Annotated in this window: 17 protein-coding genes and 2 tRNA genes; 6 read left to right on the top strand and 13 right to left on the bottom strand. The window is 45.2% G+C overall.

The window, feature by feature from the left end; all coding sequences use genetic code 11:
- Positions 1-809: 809 nt before the first annotated feature.
- Together NQ544_RS11080 and NQ544_RS11075 are read left to right on the top strand one after the other, a co-directional pair.
- Entirely contained in the window at positions 810-3,839 is a 3,030-nt protein-coding gene (locus NQ544_RS11080; RefSeq protein ID WP_208855007.1) for a SusC/RagA family TonB-linked outer membrane protein, read from the top strand.
- Between the two features lie 21 nt (positions 3,840-3,860).
- Positions 3,861-5,294: a RagB/SusD family nutrient uptake outer membrane protein gene (locus NQ544_RS11075; RefSeq protein WP_006848077.1), complete on the top strand. Its 1,434-nt coding sequence runs from the start codon at positions 3,861-3,863 to the stop codon at positions 5,292-5,294.
- Positions 5,295-5,396: 102 nt separating this feature from the next.
- Here NQ544_RS11075 and NQ544_RS11070 read toward each other — a convergent pair whose 3' ends face one another.
- Positions 5,397-6,650, bottom strand: a complete 1,254-nt coding sequence (locus tag NQ544_RS11070; RefSeq protein WP_006848076.1) for an ATP-binding protein — start codon at positions 6,648-6,650, stop codon at positions 5,397-5,399.
- A 396-nt stretch (positions 6,651-7,046) separates the two neighbouring features.
- Between NQ544_RS11070 and NQ544_RS11065 the strand changes: the two genes are divergently transcribed.
- Positions 7,047-7,751, top strand: a complete 705-nt coding sequence (locus NQ544_RS11065) for a porin family protein (protein WP_167529933.1) — start codon at positions 7,047-7,049, stop codon at positions 7,749-7,751.
- Positions 7,752-7,843: 92 nt separating this feature from the next.
- On the opposite strand, the gene metG is transcribed toward NQ544_RS11065, so the two are convergent.
- The 12 genes from metG to prmC form a co-directional block, all read right to left on the bottom strand.
- Positions 7,844-9,910 carry a methionine--tRNA ligase gene (metG, locus tag NQ544_RS11060; RefSeq protein ID WP_006848073.1) on the bottom strand — a complete coding sequence of 689 codons (2,067 nt, stop codon included), beginning with the start codon at positions 9,908-9,910 and terminating at the stop codon, positions 7,844-7,846.
- Positions 9,911-10,795: 885 nt separating this feature from the next.
- Entirely contained in the window at positions 10,796-12,346 is a 1,551-nt protein-coding gene (locus tag NQ544_RS11055; protein ID WP_006848071.1) for a YifB family Mg chelatase-like AAA ATPase, read from the bottom strand.
- A 42-nt stretch (positions 12,347-12,388) separates the two neighbouring features.
- Entirely contained in the window at positions 12,389-13,396 is a 1,008-nt protein-coding gene (locus tag NQ544_RS11050; RefSeq protein ID WP_006848070.1) for a DUF4369 domain-containing protein, read from the bottom strand.
- Positions 13,397-13,413: 17 nt separating this feature from the next.
- Positions 13,414-13,499, bottom strand: a tRNA-Leu gene (locus tag NQ544_RS11045).
- A 20-nt stretch (positions 13,500-13,519) separates the two neighbouring features.
- Positions 13,520-13,592, bottom strand: a tRNA-Gly gene (locus NQ544_RS11040).
- A gap of 103 nt (positions 13,593-13,695) precedes the next feature.
- Positions 13,696-14,322, bottom strand: a complete 627-nt coding sequence (locus NQ544_RS11035; RefSeq protein WP_006848069.1) for a hypothetical protein — start codon at positions 14,320-14,322, stop codon at positions 13,696-13,698.
- Between the two features lie 18 nt (positions 14,323-14,340).
- Positions 14,341-15,678: an argininosuccinate lyase gene (gene argH / locus NQ544_RS11030; RefSeq protein WP_006848068.1), complete on the bottom strand. Its 1,338-nt coding sequence runs from the start codon at positions 15,676-15,678 to the stop codon at positions 14,341-14,343.
- Between the two features lie 14 nt (positions 15,679-15,692).
- Entirely contained in the window at positions 15,693-16,154 is a 462-nt protein-coding gene (locus NQ544_RS11025; protein WP_006848067.1) for a hypothetical protein, read from the bottom strand.
- Between the two features lie 19 nt (positions 16,155-16,173).
- Positions 16,174-16,806 (bottom strand): orotate phosphoribosyltransferase, encoded by a 633-nt coding sequence (gene pyrE / locus NQ544_RS11020; RefSeq protein ID WP_006848066.1) that lies wholly within the window; start codon positions 16,804-16,806, stop codon positions 16,174-16,176.
- 111 nt (positions 16,807-16,917) lie between these two features.
- Complete coding sequence (locus NQ544_RS11015) at positions 16,918-17,559, bottom strand: ComF family protein (RefSeq protein WP_228023655.1); 642 nt, start codon at positions 17,557-17,559, stop codon at positions 16,918-16,920.
- Positions 17,560-17,698: 139 nt separating this feature from the next.
- Positions 17,699-18,226 (bottom strand): regulatory protein RecX, encoded by a 528-nt coding sequence (locus NQ544_RS11010; RefSeq protein ID WP_006848063.1) that lies wholly within the window; start codon positions 18,224-18,226, stop codon positions 17,699-17,701.
- A gap of 40 nt (positions 18,227-18,266) precedes the next feature.
- Positions 18,267-19,145 (bottom strand): peptide chain release factor N(5)-glutamine methyltransferase, encoded by an 879-nt coding sequence (prmC, locus tag NQ544_RS11005; protein ID WP_040553298.1) that lies wholly within the window; start codon positions 19,143-19,145, stop codon positions 18,267-18,269.
- A gap of 83 nt (positions 19,146-19,228) precedes the next feature.
- Here prmC and ribD point away from each other — a divergent pair, with 83 nt between their 5' ends.
- From ribD to NQ544_RS10990, 3 genes are all read left to right on the top strand, one after another.
- Entirely contained in the window at positions 19,229-20,266 is a 1,038-nt protein-coding gene (gene ribD, locus NQ544_RS11000; RefSeq protein ID WP_006848061.1) for a bifunctional diaminohydroxyphosphoribosylaminopyrimidine deaminase/5-amino-6-(5-phosphoribosylamino)uracil reductase RibD, read from the top strand.
- Positions 20,267-20,382: 116 nt separating this feature from the next.
- Positions 20,383-20,541, top strand: a complete 159-nt coding sequence (locus tag NQ544_RS10995; RefSeq protein ID WP_167529932.1) for a hypothetical protein — start codon at positions 20,383-20,385, stop codon at positions 20,539-20,541.
- A gap of 602 nt (positions 20,542-21,143) precedes the next feature.
- A complete protein-coding gene (locus NQ544_RS10990) occupies positions 21,144-22,487 on the top strand; it encodes a TolC family protein (RefSeq protein ID WP_040553348.1) in 1,344 nt (447 codons plus the stop codon).
- Positions 22,488-22,543 lie beyond the last annotated feature (56 nt).

The raw sequence follows: 22,543 nt of genomic DNA, 5'->3' as shown, positions 1-22,543 counted from the left end.
TTGTTTATACTAACGACAATCCCCTACATATATCATTCTCTATATATATAATAAGGTGTAAAACCACTTTGTTTGGTTCTAGTCGTTGAAATCGTGCGCAAAATTACGAAAAATGTGCAATATACCCAAATTTTTTAACTAAAAAGTGCCGTAAACGTTTTCTTTTTTGTGGTATGTCAAGTATTTCGCTCCCTGCAGTCAGTATGATATTCTATTTATTCTTTGCAGATAATAAGTCTGAAACAGATATATCTTATGCTTATAGATAACGTATCTGTTGGTCTGAGGAATTAGATTTGTAGGGTTGCTGCCATATCCCAGCAGAATTGTTGGCATATGTCAACAATGTTCCTGACATATGTCAACAATGTTCCTGACATATGCCAACAAGGTTCCTGACATATGCCAACAGAATTATCGACATATGTCAGCAACCTTGTTGGCAACTGCCGGCAACCGAACGGAACTAATTGTTAGAACCGATGAACCGTAGAACTGTGACTATTTAATCTGTTTGTTCTACGTATTTAAGCAATACGTCTTACCCGGCAGATGCCTGTATAGATAACTTAAGAACCTTCTTATTTCTGTTCTTACAAATTATAGCCTTATTACTGCAAAAATGTCCTTTTTGTTGCAATATGACAAGGTAGAAGTGTTAAAAACAGACTTTTTTATGTGCGTTATTAAATTTTTCTTTCAAAATATTTGCAAATATCCGAAAAAAAATCTAATTTTGCAGCCGATTATTATAAATTTATAAATTATTATCTAATAAAGAGAGAGATTATGTTTAAAAGAATCGCTTTATTTGTGGGGGGGCAATTTTCAGTTGTGGAGTAGCCTTTGCCCAAACATCTGTTACCGGTAAGGTAGTAGCTTCTGAGAATGGTGAGCCTGTTATTGGCGCATCAATCAAAGTAGCTGGTACTAATACGGGTACTGTTACGGACGTCGATGGAAACTTCAGTTTGAATGTTCCAGCCGGCTCCAAGTTGGAGATTACCTATATAGGTATGAATCCACAAACTGTTAAAGCAAGTTCTAACATGAAGATTGCTTTGACTTCTGACAACAAAACCTTGGACGAGGTCGTAGTTGTTGCTTATGGTACAACCACTAAGGCTTCCTTTACAGGTTCTGCAGCTGTAATGAAAGACAAGGATATGTCTGCAGCTAAATCTTCACTCATCAAGTCGTTGGAAGGCAAAATGGCTGGTGTCAACATTGGTGCTTCAACAGGTGACCCAGGTGCTGACCAGAAGGTGTTGATCCGTGGTATCGGTTCTATCAGCGCTTCTACCCAGCCATTGTATGTGATTGATGGTGTGCCAGTTTCTAACTCTGACATGCAGAGTAGCGGTCTCCGTTCACAGTCTATTCTTTCTTCTATCAACCCTAATGATATCGAGAGCATGACCGTATTGAAGGATGCTGCCGCATCTTCTCTCTATGGTTCACGTGCTGCCAATGGTGTCATCATCATCACTACCAAGAAGGGTAAGGAAGGTAAGACTCACGTAAACTATGATATGCAGATTGGTTGGAGCAATATTGCCAAGAAGAGTGCTTTGGAAACTATGAACAGCGCCGAGATGAAGCAGTATTGGAAGGATGCACTCCAGGGTTACTTCGTATATTATGGAGGTATGGATGAAACTGCCGCTGCTGCCGCTGCTGCAGAAGAAATTCCTAGCTGGTTCAACAACTATAATACAGACGAGACAACAGATTGGTACAAAGAGGTTTATCGTACTGGTTTGACTACCGACCATCAGGTATCTATCAATGGTGGTAACGACCGTACTAAGTTCTTCACCAGTTTTGGCTACAACAAGGTTGAAGGTACCGTAAAAGGCAGCTCTTTCCAGCGTTATAGTGGACGTTTGAACTTGGATCACAAGGTAACTGACTGGTTCAAGATTTCTGCCAAGGAAATGCTGTCATTCTCTAATCAGGCTGGTTTCCGCGACCAGGGTGCCCAGGCGCAGGGCTTCGGTACTACCGCTCCAATGTCTGTACTCTTCTCAATGGACCCTACCGCTCCTGTAAAGAACGAGGATGGTTCATATAACACTAGCGCTTCATTCTCAACGAATGTTTCAAATCCAAACCTGATGTTCGGACAGGAGGGTGGTGAATATGCTGAGACTTTGGATTCAGAGTTGATGCGTAGCTTGACCAATGTGGAGGGTGAACTCAAGTTGCCATTCAATCTGACATTGCGTTCAATCTTCGGTTTCGACTATATGACCAACAACATCCGTGAATTCTGGGCTCCTAATAGTGGTAATGGTCAGTCACTGAACGGTATGGGTCAGCGTTGGAACTACACCAGCAAGACTTTGACTTCATCCAACACTTTGAACTATGCCCGCAGCTTTGACAAGCATAATCTCACTGCGATGGTAGGTTATGAGGCAGAGAAGCGTAACTTGATGACATTGACTGCCAGCTCTCAAAACTACTCTACACATAAGTTGCCAGAGTTGTCTAATGGTCAGGCTAACAGCAATGCCAGCTACACCAACTGTGCAACCATGATGTCTTGGTTGGGTAGCGTAAACTATAACTACGACAACAAGTATTACTTGTCTGCTAGCTATCGTCGTGACGGTTCTTCACGTCTTTCTTCAGACAACCGTTGGGCAGACTTCTTCTCTGTATCAGGTGCATGGCGCATCAGTAGCGAGAAGTTCTTGGAGGGTAACAACCTGTTCAGTGATTTGAAGCTCCGTCTCTCTTATGGTACCAATGGTAACTTGCCAACAGACTACTATGGTTATATGGGTACATACGCAACAACCGGTGGTTACGGCTCTGAGCCAGGTATCTATTGGAGCAACATCTCTAACCCAACATTGGGTTGGGAGAAGTCTCACAACTTTAACGTAGGTTTGGATTGGACACTCTTCAACCGAGTAACTCTTACCTTCGATTACTATAACAAGTTGACAAAGGATCTTCTCTTCCTTTCACCAACTTCTTATGTAACAGGTTTCAGCTCATACTGGAACAACATCGGTGAGTTGAAGAACCAGGGTCTTGAGTTCTCTATCAGTTCTCAGAATATCCGCACAAAGGATTTCACCTGGACCACAGACTTCAACCTTACCAAGCAGAGTATCAAGGTAAACAAGTTGCCTAATGGTGACGACGTTCAGTATGGCGACGGTAACATGTATATCCTCCGTGAGGGCGAGTCTATGCATACATTCTTCCTGCCAAAGGCTAAGGGTGTAAACTCAGAGACTGGTTTGATGGAATTCTGGATTGATCCTGAGGATGAGTCTAAGGGTGTAACCAACGAGTATAGCAAGGCTGGTAGCACCATTGTAGGCAAGGGTGTGCCTGACTGGGTAGGCGGTATGACCAATACCTTCCGCTATAAGGATTTTGACCTTTCATTCATGATTTCATATCAGTTTGGTGCCGACATGTTCGATTATCCAGGTTACTTCCTTACCTATAGTGATGGTTTCCGTGTGGGTTCATTTAATGTATCTAAGCGTGTGGCTGGCAATTACTGGCAGAAGCCAGGTGACCAGACCGAGTTCCCACGTCCTATCTACTTTAACCCATTCCGTTCTGATAAGTTCTCTACCCGTGAGATTATCTCAACAGACAACATCCGCGTACGTGACATCACATTCGGTTGGACTGTGCCTTACTTCAAGAAGTATATCAGCAACTTGCGCATTTATTTCCGTGCAACCAACCCATTCCTGATTTACAACGCAGCTAAGGATATTGATCCAGATGTTGATATCAATGGTTATCGCCAGACCGATACTCCTACAACACGTCAGTTCTTGTTCGGTCTCAACTTTAGTTTTTAATTAATTCATAGGAAAAAGGATATGAAAAAGATATATTTAGCATTGGGTATTGCCGTTGGCATGATGTTCTCATCATGCAGCGACTTCCTGGACCAGGAGCCATCTATTGAGTTGCCTACTGAGTCTGCTATCACAACTACATCTGACTTGCGTAATGCAGTGAATGGTATTGCTTATGTATTGACAGAAAGCAGAATGACTTATGCGTCAGAATTCGCCCTCTTTGCAGATACTCGCTGCAACGATTTCAAGGTAACTGCAGACAACAATCAGTTGGGTGAGCTCAGATTTTACATGTACAATTCTAAAGGTTCATTCAATGATTATGCATATTTCGCATTCTACCAGGCTTTGGGTAATGTGAATAGCGCATTGAAGTCTATCGAAAATGGCCAGGTTGAAGGCGATGCTGCCGAAATCAATAACTATAAAGGACAGCTGTTAGCTTGGAGAGGTATGTTGCACTTCGACTTGGCTCGTATGTTCTGCCACATCCCTACTACTGTAGAGAATCCAGCAAGCGAACTCGGTCTGGTTCTTTCTGACCAGGTATTTGACAAGGATTACAAGGGTACTCGTACAGATTTGGCATCTACATACACATTCATTATCAAGCAGTTTACAGATGCACTTCCTTTGTTGGAGAAGAAGTCTGATAATGGTTACTTCAACTATTATGCAGCTCTAGGTCTTCGTGCCCGTGCTTACCTCTATAATGGTCAGTATGCAGAGGCTTTGGCAGATGCTAAGGAAGTAATTGGTGAGGGTGGTTTCAAGATGTTGAACCGCGACAATTATGTTGAGGCTTGGACTAAGGAGAAGGCAGATGAAACCATTCTGGAGTTCATGCAGACCGACAAGTATAACCAGCAGCGTTATGCTCCTGGTTACTACTGTGATGCTGATGGTTACTCAGAGAATGCTTTCAACGAGGAGGGTTACCTGTATAAGTATCTTGTAGCCAACAAGGATAAGGATATTCGTGCTGGCTTGATCAAGGATCAGTCTGCAGCTAGCTACAAGAAGGCTGCAGGTTTCTATCCTAACAAGTATCCAGGCCGTAACGGCAACCTCTATGTTAACAACACTAAGTTGCTCCGCCTCTCAGAGATGTATCTGATTGCTGCTGAGGCACAGTGGCATCTTGACAACTCTGGTTCATACGATTTGGCAAAGACAAGTGCCAAAGCAGCTCAGTATATCAATGCTATCGACAAGAACCGTATTGCCGGTTATACAGATAAGACTTCTGTTACACTTGCAGACATTCTTCATGAATATGAAATCGAGATGTTCTGCGAGAACCAGATTACATTCGCTTACTGGCGTAATCGTCAGAGTGTAACAAACCAGGCTAATCAGGAGGTGAAGTACAATGATTATCGTACCATTATGGCTATCCCACAGTCTGAGATTGATTACAACAAGGCTCTTCAACAGAACCCTGAATATTAATAAGATAATATTTTTAATCAAGATATAGGAATGCCATGAGTGGCATTTTCTATAAATCTCTCGGGAGAGGCTGGCTGTGAAGCTCGCCTCTCTTTTTCGATTTTAGATGTTCAAACTGTCTGGATTCATCAAGAAATCATAAATGTTCATGGTAAGGATACCTTCCTCGTTCTGGTAAGTCGGAGTGGGCGTTCCTACGATGACGATTTTCTTGAAACTGTCTTTTATGCGCAAAAGAGAGTTGAACTCTTGTTTCATTTTGTCTTCTGTTGGCAAGGCATATGCTGACTGTATGTAGCATCTCTTATAGCCCAGATTGCAAACGAAATCGACTTCTAGTGTACTGCGTTGCCGCTTACCATCCTCTCCAATCGTAAAAATTGGTATTTGTCCCACATCAACAGAATAGCCTCTAAGACGCAATTCATTGTATATTGCGTTTTCCAAGAGATGTGTAAATTCTGTCTGGCGAAAATTAAGTCTGGCGTTACGTAACCCTAAGTCTGTGAAGTAATATTTTGATGGTGTGTCAATGTATTTCTTGCCTTTGATGTCAAATCTGATGGATTTCTCGATGATAAAAGCATCTTGCATCAAGTCTAGATAGTTCTTGATGGTATCTTTTGAAAGACTGCTTTGTTTAACAGATTTGAAGCAATTTTCCAACTTTGTTGGATTGGTTAGGCTGCCAATATTTGAGGCAACCAAGTTGATTAGCTCTTCCAAATCGTCATCTTTCTTTATTTCATATCGTTCCTTGATGTCACGGATATAGGTATGAGTAAAAAGGTTCTTGAGGTACTCTACTTTTCGCTCAATTTCATCCATTGTGACCACTTGTGGAAGTCCACCATAGGTGAGATATTCATTCAATAAATCTTCACGATTACCTTCTTTTGCAGACATAAACTCTTGAAAGCTTAAAGGCGTGATACGTATTTCGTCGCCTCGTCCTCTGAACTCTGTAATTACATCTTTAGAAAGGAATTTTGCATTACTACCTGTTACATAAACGTCTGCATTTGTGATTTTGAGATAGCTATTGAGTACATCCTCAAACTCTGCCACCAACTGTACTTCATCAAGGAGGATGTAATATTGTTGAGAGTCTGTCATCCTTGAATCTATATAGTTCAACAAAGCATCAGGATTTCTTAGAGCGGCATTACGGCGGTCTTCCATATCAACCTTGATAATATGCAGTTCATCTACTCCTTGTTCTAAGAGATAGTTATGAAATAAGGTGAAGAGAAGGTATGATTTGCCACATCGGCGCATTCCTGTTATTACCTTTATCATGCCATTACCCTTGCGGGCAATGATTCTATTTAAGTGAATATTACGTTTTATCTCCATGTTGTTCGATTTTTTTGTGATTTGTCACACTTTTGCCGAGTGCAAAGTTAGGAATATTATATGTAATCACCAAATATTATTCGATTTTTTTGTGATAAATCACACTTTTGACGAATACAGGGGTAAGAATGCTGGCTTTAAAGCTCGCTTCTTTCCAAGAAAAAAAACACGGACAAATTCAATTTGTCCGTGTTATATTTTTTGGGCATAAACACAGCTTTGTCATGGTGCAAACTATGACTTATGCTCCAGAAAACGGTGAGTTGGAGGGAAGAAAACTATGAGTTGTATTTGTTAACACTTTACGAGAACAGGTCTTTCATGGAGAAAAATGATAGTAGGATGCAATATTATCCCTTGTTTCTTGTTATATATGATATACAAACTGTTGTGGAAATGAAAAAGAAAATAGTTATAATGATGGTGCTGCTGCTTGCTGTGGTGGGAGCAAAGGCACAAGAAGTGGAGAATCCGGTAGGCAGATTCTCGGTAATTCCTCGTATAGGTGTATCTCTGGCTAACTGGAGCGGGTTGCCTCCGGAAACTTCGGAGGGAATCTCGCTAGAGTCTAAGTATCAGGCTGGATTCATGGGCGGCGCAGATGTGGAATATCGCATAGATAAGAGCCTGGGTATTACGCTGGGTGCTTATTATGCCCGACAGGGTATGCGTTTCCCTGACTGTGAGTTGACTGAGAATGCTGAAAAAGGGGAATATACAGGTATTAAGAATCATCATGTGAACCTCGATTATATCCAGGTGCCGCTGATGCTGAAGGCCTATCTTGTAGAGGGCTTGTCGGTGAATGCAGGCGTTCAGGTGGGATTCCTTTGTGGCGACGGCAAGGTGAAAAGAGAGGAAACCGACCTTCAGAAGGACAAAAACGGGTCTATTACATACAAGGATATGCAGGAAATCGAAGCTCCTTGGCCTGCCAAGAAGGTGGATGTAGCCATTCCTTTGGGCTTGAGCTATGAATATATGAACGTGATTCTGGATGCCCGTTACAACGTGAGCCTGACGAAGGCTGGCAAGGGTGATTGGGATAACTGTAAGAACAAGGCTTTGACCTTTACCGTGGGGTATCGGTTTACATTGTAAGAGAATATTTGGATAGAAATAAGAAAAGCCTCAAATCCTTTGCGGATTTGAGGCTTTTACCTTATCTGATAATCAGATGATTCTATGATTCTTTATCCAACCTGGCTTCCTGGCTTAACCTTGCCAAGGAGAGAAGTTACGTTCAATGAGCCGTCGAAGTTGACAGCACTCAGAATCATACCCTGACTCTCGATGCCCATCATCTTGCGAGGAGCAAAGTTGGCTACGAACAATACATCCTTGCCAATCAGCTGCTCTGGCTCGTAGTAGGCTGCGATACCTGAGCAGATGGTGCGCTCTACGCCAGAACCATCGTCGATGGTGAACTTCAGGAGTTTCTTAGACTTCTTTACCTTCTCGCAGTTCAGAATGTGACCTACGCGGATATCGAGTTTCTCGAAATCATCGAAGCTAACCTCTGGCTTGATAGGAGCAGCCTGATAAGAAGCCTCCTCGTTAGCCTTCTTGGTGTCAGCAAGCTTCTGGAGCTGTCTTTCGATAACCTCATCCTCAATCTTCTCGAAGAGCAATTCAGGCTCACCGAGCTGGGTACCAGCCTTGAGCAAATCTGTGCTGCCGAGCTGAGTCCACTCGAAGTTAGGCATATTGATCATCTTGCGGAGCTTCTCAGAAGAGAATGGCAAGAATGGCTCGAAGGCGATAGCGAGGTTGGCAACCAACTGGAGGGAGATGTTCAGGATGGTCTCCACACGCTTAGGATCGGTCTTCCAAACCTTCCAAGGCTCACACTCTGTGATGTATCGGTTACCGATACGAGCCAGGTTCATAGCCTCTTTCTGAGCCTCGCGGAACTTGAATACGTTGAGATACTGCTCTACCTTCTCCTTCACGTCCTTGAACTCAGCGATAGCCTTCTCATCTACCTCCTGCAATTCGCCACAGGCAGGAACTACGCCGCCCCAATACTTCTTGGTGAGCTGGAGGGCACGGTTTACGAAGTTACCGTAAACGGCAACCAACTCAGAGTTGTTGCGCTCCTGGAAATCCTTCCAGGTAAAGTTGTTGTCCTTGGTCTCAGGCGCATTGGCTGTCAATACATAGCGCAATACATCCTGCTTGCCTGGCAAATCTACGAGATACTCGTGCAACCATACAGCCCAGTTGCGGGATGTTGAAATCTTATCATCCTCCAGGTTCAGGAACTCGTTGGCTGGTACGTTGTCTGGCAAGATATAGTCGCCGTGAGCCTTCAGCATAGTAGGGAAGATGATGCAGTGGAACACGATATTGTCCTTACCGATGAAGTGAACAAGACGGGTCTCAGGATCCTGCCACCACTTCTGCCATGTTCCCCACTTTTCTGGATGAGCATCGCAGAGTTCCTTGGTGTTTGAGATGTAGCCGATTGGTGCATCGAACCAAACGTAGAGCACCTTTCCATCTGCACCCTCTACTGGAACAGGAATACCCCAGTCCAAGTCGCGTGTCATGGCACGTGGCTGAAGATCCATGTCCAACCAGCTCTTGCATTGGCCGTAAACATTGGTACGCCACTCTTTGTGGCCTTCCAGAATCCACTTCTTCAACCAATCCTGATACTTGTTCAATGGAAGATACCAGTTCTTGGTAGGCTTCTTTACGAGACCATGACCAGGGTTGTTCTTGTTGGTAGGGTTGATGAGCTCCTCAGGAGAGAGGGTAGCACCACATTTCTCGCATTGGTCGCCATAAGCACCCTCTGCACCACAGCGAGGACAAGTACCCACGATATTACGGTCGGTAAGGAATTCGCCTGTTACCTCGTCGCAGAACTGCTCCTCTACCTTTTCTTCCAATACGCCCTTGTCATAGAGTGTGCGGAAGAAGTCTGAAGCAAACTTATTGTGAGTAGGCGAAGTGGTACGGCTGTAAATATCAAAAGAGATACCGAAGTCCTCGAAACTCTTCTTGATGAGGTTATGATAGCGGTCAACCACCTCCTGTACGGTAATTCCTTCTTTCTTGGCACGGATAGTAACAGGTACACCATGCTCATCGCTACCGCCGATGAAGACAACATCTTGCTTCTTGAGGCGGAGATAGCGAACATAGATATCGGCTGGCACGTATACACCTGCCAGGTGACCAATGTGCACACCACCGTTGGCATAAGGCAAAGCCGCAGTCACGGTAGTACGTTTAAAGTTCTTTTGTTCCATATTAGCTAATATATTTTTGTTATTTGGCTGCAAAATTACAAAAAATGTTGGAGATAAGAAAGAATTATCGTCGCTTTTTCTTACTTATATATATAATAAGGTGTAAAAAGCTGGGTTCTTTAGTGTTTTTATAGTAAGGATAGCGTAGGGCAGGATACAAAAAAGGCCCTTCGCATCTCTGCAAGAGCCTCCCATCTTGTACATTTCCATCAGACTCCTCCCTGATAGGATTGTACCTAATTATTATCATTTACTTTTTCTACGAGCTTATTCGTTCTGACAACTTATGTTGTTGACCTTTTACAATCTAATTACCTTAGTATGTAGAAAACTTCCTCCTTATATATTTATATCTATAGAGAGATTTCTTACATTACGTTCATATAGGCGATAACGGCCAACTCTGCAAGAAGAATTACGAAACCAATCTTCTTTACTGCGTTTGTAATTTTAAAAATGCAATCCATAAATCTTAATAGTTTTGTTGTTAATAATTAAACTAGCGTTGTGCTAGCTTTCTTTTTACGTTTGCAAAGGTAATGCATTTTTTTATCCTATGTGGGGTAATTTTTATTAGAATTAGAGATTTTCGTAAATTTAAAAGCTAATTTAAATCAATTATTATACCTTAGAGAATAGAAATCACCCCGTCTTGGACGATTTTGCTATTCGTTTTGTCTGTTTTTTTGTGGTACTTTTGTCTTTATGGGATAATATTTTCGTAATGACAAAAGAAAATAGCCATTCTAAAATAGGTTTGTAACTATTTTAAAATGGCTATTCTTCTATTTTTTTTCTCCCTTTTTCCCTTTATAAATCCAACTTTTTAGAGCGAATGATTGGAAAAAACGGATTTTTATCCTTTTACATATATCTTCTTTATGATTATAAATGTCCTCTTTCTGCCCAATCGCCTCTGTCGAGGGTTCTGTATCCCACGGCTTCTGCTATATGGTCAGGCTTAATCTGTTCACTTCCTGCCAAATCAGCAATGGTTCGTGCCACTTTCAGTATTCTGTTATAGGCTCTGGCTGACAAAGAAAGCTTCTCCATTGCCATTCGGAGCAGTTCGATACCTTGTTCGTCGGGTTCGGCAAACTGATGAATCATTCTTTCGGTCATCTGGGCGTTGCAATGGATGCCTTTATAATCTTTGAATCTTTCGGCTTGAACTTCTCTTGCCTTGATGACTCTTTCTCTGATCTTGGCACTTGGCTCACCTGGTGCTGCCTTCGATATGTCCTGGAAAGGAACGGGACTGATTTCACATTGGATGTCGATGCGGTCGAGTAACGGACCCGAAATCTTGTTCATGTATCTTTGAATCTGGCCTGGCGTGCAGACACAGCGATGTGTCGGATCACCATAATATCCGCATGGACAAGGGTTCATACTTGCCACAAACATGAATGAACATGGGTAATCTGTAGAATATTTCGCTCTGCTGATGTTGATGTGGCGGTCTTCCAATGGCTGGCGGAGTACTTCCAGAGTGGTTTTATTGAACTCCGGAAGTTCATCGCAGAACAGAACGCCATTATGGGCGAGCGATATTTCTCCCGGTTGTGGCGATGTTCCACCGCCTACCAGAGCCACTTGAGAGATGGTATGGTGAGGAGACCGGAACGGGCGTTGGGAAATGAGTGATACATTCTTGCCCAGTTTGCCTGCAATGGAGTGAATTTGTGTTGTTTCCAGACTCTCAGATAGCGTGAGAGGGGGGAGGATGGACGGCAAACGTTTTGCCATCATCGACTTTCCAGAACCTGGAGGACCTACCATAATCAGGTTGTGTCCGCCAGCCGCAGCCACTTCGAGCGCTCTTTTCACGTTCTCCTGACCGCGAACATCGGCATAATCGTATTCACAATGTGTCTGGTTTTCGTAGAATTCCTTGCGGGTGTCAACGATTGTAGGAGAAGGATTGCTTCTGTCGCTCATGAATTGTATGACTTCGAAAAGTGTTTTCATGCCGTAAACCTCAAGATTGTTTACGACAGCCGCTTCCCGAGCGTTCTGTTCCGGTACAATCAGTCCCTTAAAATGCTCTGCTCTTGCTCTGATGGCTATCGGTAGGGCACCTTTGATAGGCTGGAGCGTACCGTCAAGGCTCAGCTCGCCTACCATCATGTACTCTTTCAGATGATCTTCGGGAATGTTGTTGTTGGCGCCTAGAAGTCCGATTGCAAGCGGCAAGTCGAAACTGCTGCCCTCTTTCCGGAGGTCAGCTGGAGCCAGATTGATAGTGATGTCGGCTATCGGAAATTTGAAGCCGCTATACTGGAGAGCTGCTGAAATTCGGTTGCGGCTCTCTTTGACCGCCTCGTCGCCTAAGCCTGTGAGGTGGTACATGACGCCTCTGTTGAGGCTTACTTCTACGGTTACAGTAGTTACTTCTAGTCCGTTAACTGCTGCACAATATGTCTTTACTAACATATAGGCGTGCTTTTTATGGGTTCTTGACTAGCTCGAAAGTATTTATTTTAGCAGTTGGTCGAGCTTATTGTAAAGCTCTTGCTTTTTCATGCCTCGGGCGATGATTTTACCATTTTGAAGTATGATGTTGTCAGGAAGGTTTCCCAATCCCAACTTCTTCAAGGTCCTGTCTTCCAGCATTTCGCCGTTGCAGATGATAGGGCATGCGATAGAGTCGCGTTTGATGTTGTTCTTGCATTCGCTCTTGCTGGCATCCAGACAGAAAGCCATCAGCTTAAGCTTGCCGTTCGATTTCTTCTGACGGCTCTTCAGTTCGCGCTGCATGTCCTGGCTGTCATAGTTATAGGTAGCCCAGGTGTAGATTACGGCAACCGGAGCGCTGCTCATTTCTGTACTAGAAACGAGTTTTCCGTTGATATCGTATGCTGTAAATGAAGGCAGGGTTGCACCAGTGCCTACATTCTTCATGGTTTCTGCCAACTGCTTCATCTTAGCCAACTGTCCGTTTTTAGGCTGTTCCTTCTCTACGATATTGATGAGTGAGAGCGCCTTGCGGTAATCAGGTTGTGTAGAAGTGATGAAGTATTTTCTGATCAGATAGATGCTGCACACAGAACTCGGATGTTCTCTGACGAAGTCTTCAGCATGCTTTTTAGCCTCAGGTGGCGTATCTTTCAGGATGTTCTTGCGGAATCTTGTCATCAGTTCGTTATCCTCGGTTCCGCTTACCTCCATTTCCTTAAGGTGCGAAGCATCTGCCTTGATTTCTACTGATTTGCCCGATTTTGCGAAGATAGGCTGCTCAGAGAAATTAGGGAAAACAAGCATGATGGTAAAATCTTCCTTACATTCGGTTTCGAAAGTGAAACGGCCGCCTTCTACCTTGATGGTGTCAACGCCTTCGAAGCCCCCGTCAGGACTGTATACATAAAACTCGCCTTGATTCATATTGAGAAATTTGCCTTCAAACTTGAAATGCCCACTGCTAACACCACATGATGTTAAAACCAGCGTAATGAATAAAATGAAGATGTAAGCAAATTTTTTCATAAGGAAAAACTTTAAGGTGCCGCGAGCGGGACTCGAACCCGCACAGCCATTACTGGCCAAGGGATTTTAAGTCCCTCGTGTCTACCAATTCCACCATTGCGGCATGGTAAACGTTAAGAGTTGAGCGGAAAACGGGACTCGGACCCGCGACCCCAACCTTGGCAAGGTTGTGCTCTACCAACTGAGCTATTTCCGCGTTATGTGAGTGCAAAGGTAATGCTATTTCTTTAAATCTCCAAACGATTTACATTTTTTAAGACAAGAAAGCGCCATTTTTTTCGTTTGCCCTCCGTTTCTGCTTAGTTTCCCACGTATATATCGGTTCCTTTGCCGCCGTAGGTTACCCGATATTGCATCAGCGGCTTGTCGCTTTTGCTCTTTCCGCCGCTTGAGATGGTTCCGTTTTCCAGGCTGTAGATGCGTTTGCATTTGTCGCAAATAACCGATTGGCGGTTGCCGGTCCATTCCAGCGGATAGTTGGTGCCGCCATATTGTTCCAGACAGTTGGGGCATTGGCGGTCCCAGGCTACAGGTCCGCTGAAGTTTGTAAGTCCCATGATGAAGCCATTCTTCCTGGAATCTTTAGGGTCGTTGCCCGCTCCCAGATAGGTATAGTTGGCATAATTCTCCTTGGCTGTAGAGAGGATGATGGTTTCAGGCTGGTTTTTCCCATCGTTTAATGTAGAATAGATATTCCAGGCTCCATTCACCTTTTTAGCGCTAACCATCGTGTAGACGCCCGTTCCGTTGAGGGCTGTTTCCAGACTTGTGCCCGGATGGTATTGCGACTTGAAATAGAACTGGCAGGGATATTTGGTGCTGATGCTGTTTTCTGCATCGCACGAACAAAGTAAGAGCATAGCTATTCCTGCTATGCTCTTCACCTTATTATATATATATACCTTATTATATATGCTATTCTTCATGCAGAAACCTTTCAGTCTTTATTTCAGAAGATTCTTCTCGGCATTCTCCATGCGCTCGAAGTGGAACTCAGAGAGGGTCTGCTCCATCAGCGCCTGAATCTTGTCGTTGCAGAGATTGCCGATGCTGCCTTCGTGAGTATGATGAATATCCTTGTTTGGCTTGAATTTGCCAGCCTCGATTTCCAGTCCTACCTTCTTGTAAGCATCGCGGAATGGCATTCCGTTGGCTGCAAGCTGGTTCACTTCTTCTACTGAGAACATAGGGTCGTAGCGAGGATCGTCAAGAATATGCTCGTTCACCTCCATCTTGTTGATGATGTAGGCAGCCATCTGCAGACAGTCCTTCAACTCGTCGAAGGCAGGGAGGAACACTTCCTTGATAATCTGGAGATCGCGGAAATAGCCTACTGGCAGGTTGTTCATGATGAGCATTACCTGCTGTGGAAGGCTCTGGAGCTTGTTGCTCTTGGCGCGAATCAACTCGAATACGTCTGGATTCTTCTTGTGTGGCATGATGCTCGAACCGGTGGTGCACTCCTTAGGCAATTTCACGAAACCGAAGTTCTGACAGTTGAACATGCAGGCGTCGAAAGCCATCTTTGCCAAAGTTCCTGCCACGGTAGCCATGGCGAAAGCCACGTTGCGCTCCATCTTTCCTCTGCCCATTTGTGCATAAACCACATTATAGTCCATGCTGTCGAAACCGAGAAGTTCGGTGGTCATGGTGCGGTTCAATGGGAATGAACTTCCATAGCCGGCAGCGCTACCCAATGGGTTGCGGTTGGTCATGCGGTAAGCAGCCTGAAGGAAGAGCATGTCATCGGCAAGTCCTTCAGCATAAGCGCCAAACCAGAGACCGAATGATGAAGGCATAGCCACCTGCAGATGGGTGTAGCCCGGCATCAGCACGTCCTTATACTGGTTGCTCTTCTGAATCAGCTCGTCGAAGAGAATCTTCACGGCGTCCACAATCTCCTTCAACTCATGACGGGTGAAGAGTTTGAGGTCTACGAGAACCTGGTCGTTGCGTGATCTACCCGAATGAATCTTCTTGCCCATGTCGCCCAGTTTCTGGGTGAGCATCAGTTCTACCTGGGAATGAACGTCTTCCACGCCGTCTTCTATTACGAATTCGCCCTTGTCGGCGATGGCGTAGATGTTTTTCAGTTCGGCAAGGAGCTGGGTGAGTTCATCTTTCTCCAGGAGTCCGATGCTTTCGAGCATGGTGATGTGTGCCATACTGCCCAGCACGTCATACTTGGCGAGATAGAGGTCGAGCTCGCGGTCTCTTCCTACGGTGAATCTTTCAATTTCCTTGTTTACTTCGAAGTTCTTTTCCCAAAGTTTATGTGCCATAATTTCTTTATTTATTAATCCTGGTAAGGAATCATCGCAAGCGCATCAGCAATTTTTTCGATGCCTTCCTGCAATGGCTTCTTCACCATACCCTTGATAAACATGTTAAGTTCTGCCTTGATGGTGAGTTTCATTTTGCATGAGAACTCGCCTGTAGGGAGCAGCTGAATCCAGAAGTTGAAAGGAACAGGGCTGTTTTCTGTTTCAAACTTGATGGTCTTAGGCTCCTCGCGGTCGATGATGCGCATCTTGATTTCACCCACCATAGGTGCTGTGATAGAGATGCTGTCGCTATCAAACTTGAGGTCCTTCAGCTTTTCCATTTCCTTTCTCTTGTCCTCAGGAATCTGCTCTTTCACCTGCTCGAAGCGGTCTTTGAGCATCTGCAGGTTGTTCAGATCGCTCAATGTACGGTAAACAGATTCCTGCTTGTGAGGAATCTGTTTGATATTACTTTCGAATGTACTTGTACTCATTATTGATGGGTCAGCTTGATTACTTCTTCCAGTTAGCTGGGTCCTTGCGCCACTCGTGGAGCAGCTCTACATCTTCCTGCTTGATATAGCCCGTCTCCAGAGCCTCTGCCACTACGTGCTCATAGTCGGTCAAAGTAACCAGCTTTACGTTAGCATCAGCAAAAGCCTTCTCGGCGATAGGGAAACCATAGGTGTAGCTAGCTACCATGCCCACAATCTCGTTGCCGTTCTTGCGGAGAGCTTCTACTGCCTTGAGAGAGCTGCCGCCGGTAGAAATCAAGTCTTCTACTACCACAACCTTAGCCTTAGGGTCGAGCTGACCTTCGATGAGGTTCTGCATACCGTGATCCTTTGGTTTAGAACGAACGTATACGAAAGGCATGTTCAGTTCGTCAGCAACCAAAGCACCCTGCGCGATGGCACCAGTAGCTACTCCGGCTACAGCATCAGCCTCTGGGAACTGCTCCAGGATAGCGTGAACGAGCTCAAGCTTTACATAATTGCGGAGTTCTGGGAATGAGAGAGTCTTGCGGTTATCGCAATAGAATGGTGACTTCCAGCCAGAAGCCCATGTGAATGGATCATTAGGCTGCAACTTGATAGCCTTTACTTTCAATAACTTAGATGCGAATTCTTTCTTCAGTTTGTCCATAATCTTTAAAGGATTAAATTATTATTAATTATTTTGCAAAGGTACAATGATTTTTGCACACGGCGGCTATATTTAGGGTTAAAATGTTTTAACTCTCGGCAAAAAGGGCCTTTAGTCGTGTGCGAAACCTACAGTCAGCACGCTTATCTTCATCTTTCCGGCTGCTTTTATCAGGGTTTCCGCACAGGAGATGATGGTGGCTCCGGTGGTGCATACGTCGTCGATGATGAGGATATGTTTGCCCTCAAGTTGCGTGATGGGGTGCTCGCCCTGCCCGTCATGATAGGTTGCTGCGGCTTCAAAAACCTGGCTCACGTTTTCCTGTCTTTCCTGCCGGTTCTTGTGGGTTTGGCTTTCGCTAAACTTTTTCCTTCTTACGGCATCCTTGATGATGGTCAGATGGGTGAGTTGCTGGATGCCTTTGGCGATGAGAAGGCTCTGGTTATAGCCGCGTTCTTTTTCTCGTTTTCGGGTGAGCGGGATGGGGATGATGGCGTCTATTCCGTCGAAGAACTGAATGCCTAACCCCTTCTTTGCCAGCATTCTGCCCAGATAGATTCCCATTTCTGGATGATGCATGTATTTCAGCTGGTAGACGGCTCTAGCCGATGTGGCATGGCTGATGTGATGGAAGAGAGCGCAGCAGCGTTCGATGGGAATCAGATGCCAGAAGAGTTTTGCCATCTCGTTGTCGTAGGGCTGTTTCCAGGTATCGGTTCCCGGCATGCGGAACAGACATTTTATGCATATCATCTCCTCCCCGCCAGCGAGCACATTTCCACAGATGGCGCAGGTTCGGGGGAAGAATAAATCTAATATGTCTCTTAACAGGCTGGTACGCATGGCTTTACTCTCAATTTTGAGGTTCGGATATTGAACTTGATGCTTTGCTTTAGAATTCCTCTTCGAAATCGATGTCTCCCAGATCTTCTTCCTTCATCCGGTCGATGCATTTGTGGATAACCTCCATGTTGTATCCTCTTCCCAGGGCAAAGCGGATGAGTTTCATCGAGCGTTCATAGTCGTTCTTTGCCTTGATGGTTTTATATTTGTTTTTCATCAGGGGCAGGAGGGTTTCCATATACAGGTCGTCTTCAATCTCTTCGAAGATAGGGTCAGAGATGTCCTTCGGAATATGTTTCATCCACAGCGCCTGTTCCACCTTCCGGCGTCCCCACTTGTTGTATTTTATCTTGTCGTTGATAAAGAAGCGTGCGAAACGTTCGTCGTCGATGAATTTCTTCTCGGTCAGGAATTCCATGTTTCTGGCGATGGCATCTTCGGGCAGTTCCCACTTCTTCATCTTGTCGATCATCTCTTGCGAGCAATGTTCGGCTTGGGTGCAGAGGGTGGTGAGCTTCAGGAGCGCCTGCTGCTCGGTCATCGGCTTTTTATACTTTGAACTTTGAGATTTGAACATGATGATTTTACTTTGAACTTTGAGATTTGAACATTGAACTTTATGATTTTCCGGCTCGCATCATTCTCTGCTTTCCGAAGGCATCTTCCTTTGTATCAATAGCTTTAAACCCCAATCCTTCCAGCATTTCCCTTGTTTCTTTTTCGTAGATAGGATTGATTTCGAAGTATAATGCACCTCCGGATTTGAGGGCAGAAGAGGCATATTCGGCGATGGCTCTGTAGAACTTCAGAGGCTCTTCATCGGGCACGAAGAGGGCGATTCCGGGTTCGTGTTCCAACACATTCTTCTCCATATCCGCTTTCTCTTTTTCGCAGATATACGGGGGATTGCTCACGATGATGTTCCATCTTCCGGCATCCGATGTTTCCGCCAACTTCAGGGCATCCTGATATTCTATTTTTACGTTACCGGCATCCAGAAGCGCAACATTTCCCTGTGCTATCTTCAAGGCATCTTCCGAAATATCCCAACCCGTAACCTCCGAGCCGCCGATGTCCAGTCCCAACGTAATGGCGATGCAGCCCGAACCCGTACAGATGTCCAGGATGCGGATGGCGTTTTCTTCATTCTCTCCTTCCGTAATCCCTTTGTTTTCAGTCGCATCTTTTTCTATCCACTCGCAGAGTTCCGCCGTTTCGGGTCTCGGAATCAGCACGCCCGGCTCTACATGGAAGGTTCTTCCTGCAAAGTCAGCTTCGCCCAGAACATACTGTACAGGTTCGCCTTTTTGCAATCTTCTGATAATTTCTTCCAGTTTTCTTTCTTCATCTGCAGATAATTCATTAACTTTGCCGCAGATTATGTCGGTCAGCGTCATTCCGTACTTTACATCGAGCACGGTGCGGACGATAGCCTGTGCTTCGCCCGCCTCATATAGAGGGGTAATGGATTGCCAAAGTTGTTGATACGTTTTCATCTCTAAATCGTATATTATGATTTGAGAGCAAAGGTACGACATTTTATCGAAAAGTAAGTAAAAAACGAAGAAAAGTTTTAGATATGGAACAAAATAATGTTTCTTTTCAGAATGTGAAGACGGGCGAACCGTTGTCGCAAAAGGAAATAGACGAAATGTTTATGCGCCGCTGTCTGCAGCTGGCGAAAAACGGAAGAGAGAATGCCAAACCCAATCCGATGGTGGGAGCCGTTATCGTGAGTGGGGATGGCAGAATCATCGGCGAAGGCTATCATGTAAGATGCGGAGAAGGGCATGCTGAAGTCAACGCCTTTGCATCTGTTAAGCCCGAGGATGAGCATCTATTAAGCCAAGCTACCATCTATGTGAGTCTCGAACCCTGCTCTCATTACGGCAAGACGCCGCCTTGCGCCGATTTGATAGTAAGAAAAGGAGTAAAGCGATGCGTTTGCGGCTGCGTAGATCCCTTTGCCAAGGTTCAGGGCCGCGGTATCCGCAAGATTCGCGAGGCAGGCATCGAAGTAACAGTAGGCGTTCTGGAGGCGGAATGTCTCGAACTCAACAAGCGCTTCATCACCTTCAACACCCATCAGCGTCCTTACATCATCCTGAAATGGGCGCAGACCGCGAATGGCTTTCTTGACAACGGGGGTAGGGGTATGGCTATTTCCTCGCCTTTCACCAAGATGCTCTCCCACAAGTTGCGTGCTGAGAACGATGCCATCCTCATAGGCCGCGTAACCGATGAGCGCGACCACAGTCAGCTCAACGTTAGAGATTGGAGCGGCAAGGACCCGATGCGCCTGGTCATCGACCGCCATCATCCTTGTTTCGAAGGTCTGGATTTCTCACGGGGCAAGACGGAAGTGTTGCAGCAAATCATGCAGTACTTATATAATAATAAGGTGCAGTCGCTGATAGTAGAGGGAGGCGCCATCACCCATCAGGCATTCCTCGATGCTGGACTTTGGGATGAAATCAGGGCAGAAACGTTGTTATCCACATCTGTGGAAAACTCCGTAACTTCTGGAACGCCAGCGCCTATGCTTCCTCATAACGTCCGGTTAATCAGCCACGAGGCGTATGATGGAAATGTTATCAATACCTACGAGCGGATGTAATCTTCTCATAGATTTGCTTTTCCCTTCGGCCAGCGATTTTCAATTCACAGATGACACAGATTTAGTGGCGTATGCCCAATTCAACATTTAACATTCAACACTTAACATTCAAGAAAATGAGTAACAGATTTACATCGCGTCTGAGCGATGACGACGATTTCAAGCGAGACGAACTGATACGTAAGATTGAGCATTCGGTAGAGCAGATGACGCTCTCAGAACTGGAAGCCCTGTCCTACGATATGTTTACCAAGGGTTATATGGAGCATTATTAGAAAATGTCGGGAACAGCTGATGCGAGAACCGAAAATAGCCAACTGGCAAAATATAAATAGCTAACTGGCAAAACGCAAACAGCCGACTAGCGCATGAGTGGCTAGTCGGCTGTTTTACTGGAACAGTTATCGAAAACTCCTTTATTTTGTTTTCGTATAGGCTTCCTGCCAAATACTCTTCACCCTTCACCAAAAGCCCCGAATCCCCTGTGTTTATCGGCATTCCGAGGGGTGAAGAGTATTCGGGCACTCTTCACCTACTCTTCACCACTCTTCACCCTTCAGGCGTATCTTGCGCCAATTCTCTTAGCGGTTTGCAAATCCTCCAAAACAGAGTGGTGAAGAGTGGTGAAGAGTGGGTGAAGAGATGAAAAGAACTCTTCACCCCTCGGAATGCCGATAAACACAGGGGTTCCCGGCCGAAAGGTGAAGAGTGAAGAGTATTTAGCTTTAATCTGCGGTTTTCTGTCCAACAATTAGACGGTGGTGTCTAATTGTTGGACAGTTTGTTTAATGAGGAATTTTATATAATGGCTTGATTATCAGGAGAAATGCTGTTTTGGCACGGCTCTTGTCCTTATCATACCAAAATGAAGAAAATTATGAAAAGAATAGGAATATTGATAGGATGGTTGGTCTGGGCGGCTGGAGTCTCGGCACAGAGCTGGAGCCTTGACGACTGTATGAAATACGCCGTGGAGCACGCCACGGAGGTGAAGCGGGAGGTGGTGAATGCCCGCCAGCGCAAGCAGGATTACCAGCATGCTGTGGCTGGATTCCTGCCTACCGTTACGGGTGGCGTACAGGGACAGTACGCCTGGGGACGAAACATCGACCCAGAAACCAATACTTATAATCATGTAACGACATTCAACAACTACTATCAGCTTTATGCCGAACTGAATGTCTTCGATGGTTTCGCCACCATCAACGCCTTGAAGCAGGCTAAGCTGAGCCGTGATTATTCAGCCACGGCGATGCAGAAGATTCAGGACGACCGAGCCATCGACGTGATGCAGAAATATGTGGATGCTGCCTATGCGGAGGCAAGCATTCAGATAGCAAGCGAGAAACTGAACGAAAGCAAGCGGATGCTGGCTAAGATGAAGCGCCTGTATGAGCTGGGCGAGAAGGGACGCCCGGATGTGGTGCAGATGGAATCGCAGGTGGCGGAAGATGAATACAATCTTACGCATCAGGAGAATGTGGCAAAACAGAGTCTGCTCGCCTTGAAATCCGCGATGAATTTTCCGGTGGATGAAGAGCTGAAAATCCAGATAACTGAAGAGCGGAATCTGAAGCTAAAGGCAGAAAATAAAGAGGTTCCTGAATCTGGAGTAAACTACGAAACCGTTTACCAGGGCTTCCAGCATATTTCTCCCGATTTGAAGTCGGCAGAATACGAAGTGGAGCGGGCACGGTATGATTACAAGATAGCAAAAGGCAGATTGCTGCCATCACTCTCTCTCGGTGGCGGCATTTCTACCAACTATTATAAGAATCTCTCTCAGAAAGGGCAATACGATGGGTTTGCCTCGCAGTTTCGCAACAATCAGGGCGAATACCTCGCGTTGACCCTTTCCATCCCTATTTATAATAGCGACCGCTGGCACAGCGTGAAGAAGGCACGCAACGACTGGCAACTGGCACAGGTGAACCTGGAGGAAACCCGTCGCAAGCTTCACGACCAGATAGCCCAGGCGGTAATGGATGCAGAGGGTTACGCCAAGGAGTTGCATCAGATGCAGAAGAAGGTGGCCTCAGATTCGCTCGCCTATCACATGTCGAGCCGGAAGTTTGAAGAAGGAATGCTTTCCACCTTCGATCTTCATACCGCAGCCCAGACGCTTCTGGAAAGCAGAATCAAGGAACTCCAGATGCAGATGTTGCTCATCATCAAACAGAGGTTAGTAGGTTATTATCAGGGAGAAAATTTAATTAAATAAACCTGGAGAATGCAAGTGAATTCTTCACTTTTCGTTCTTCACTCTTCACTCTTCAC

Origin of the sequence: Segatella copri DSM 18205, assembly GCF_025151535.1 — a bacterium.
Lineage (GTDB): Bacteria > Bacteroidota > Bacteroidia > Bacteroidales > Bacteroidaceae > Prevotella > Prevotella copri.
The sequence above is the reverse complement of the archived record's forward strand: the minus strand, read 5'-3'. Positions and strand labels throughout refer to the sequence as shown.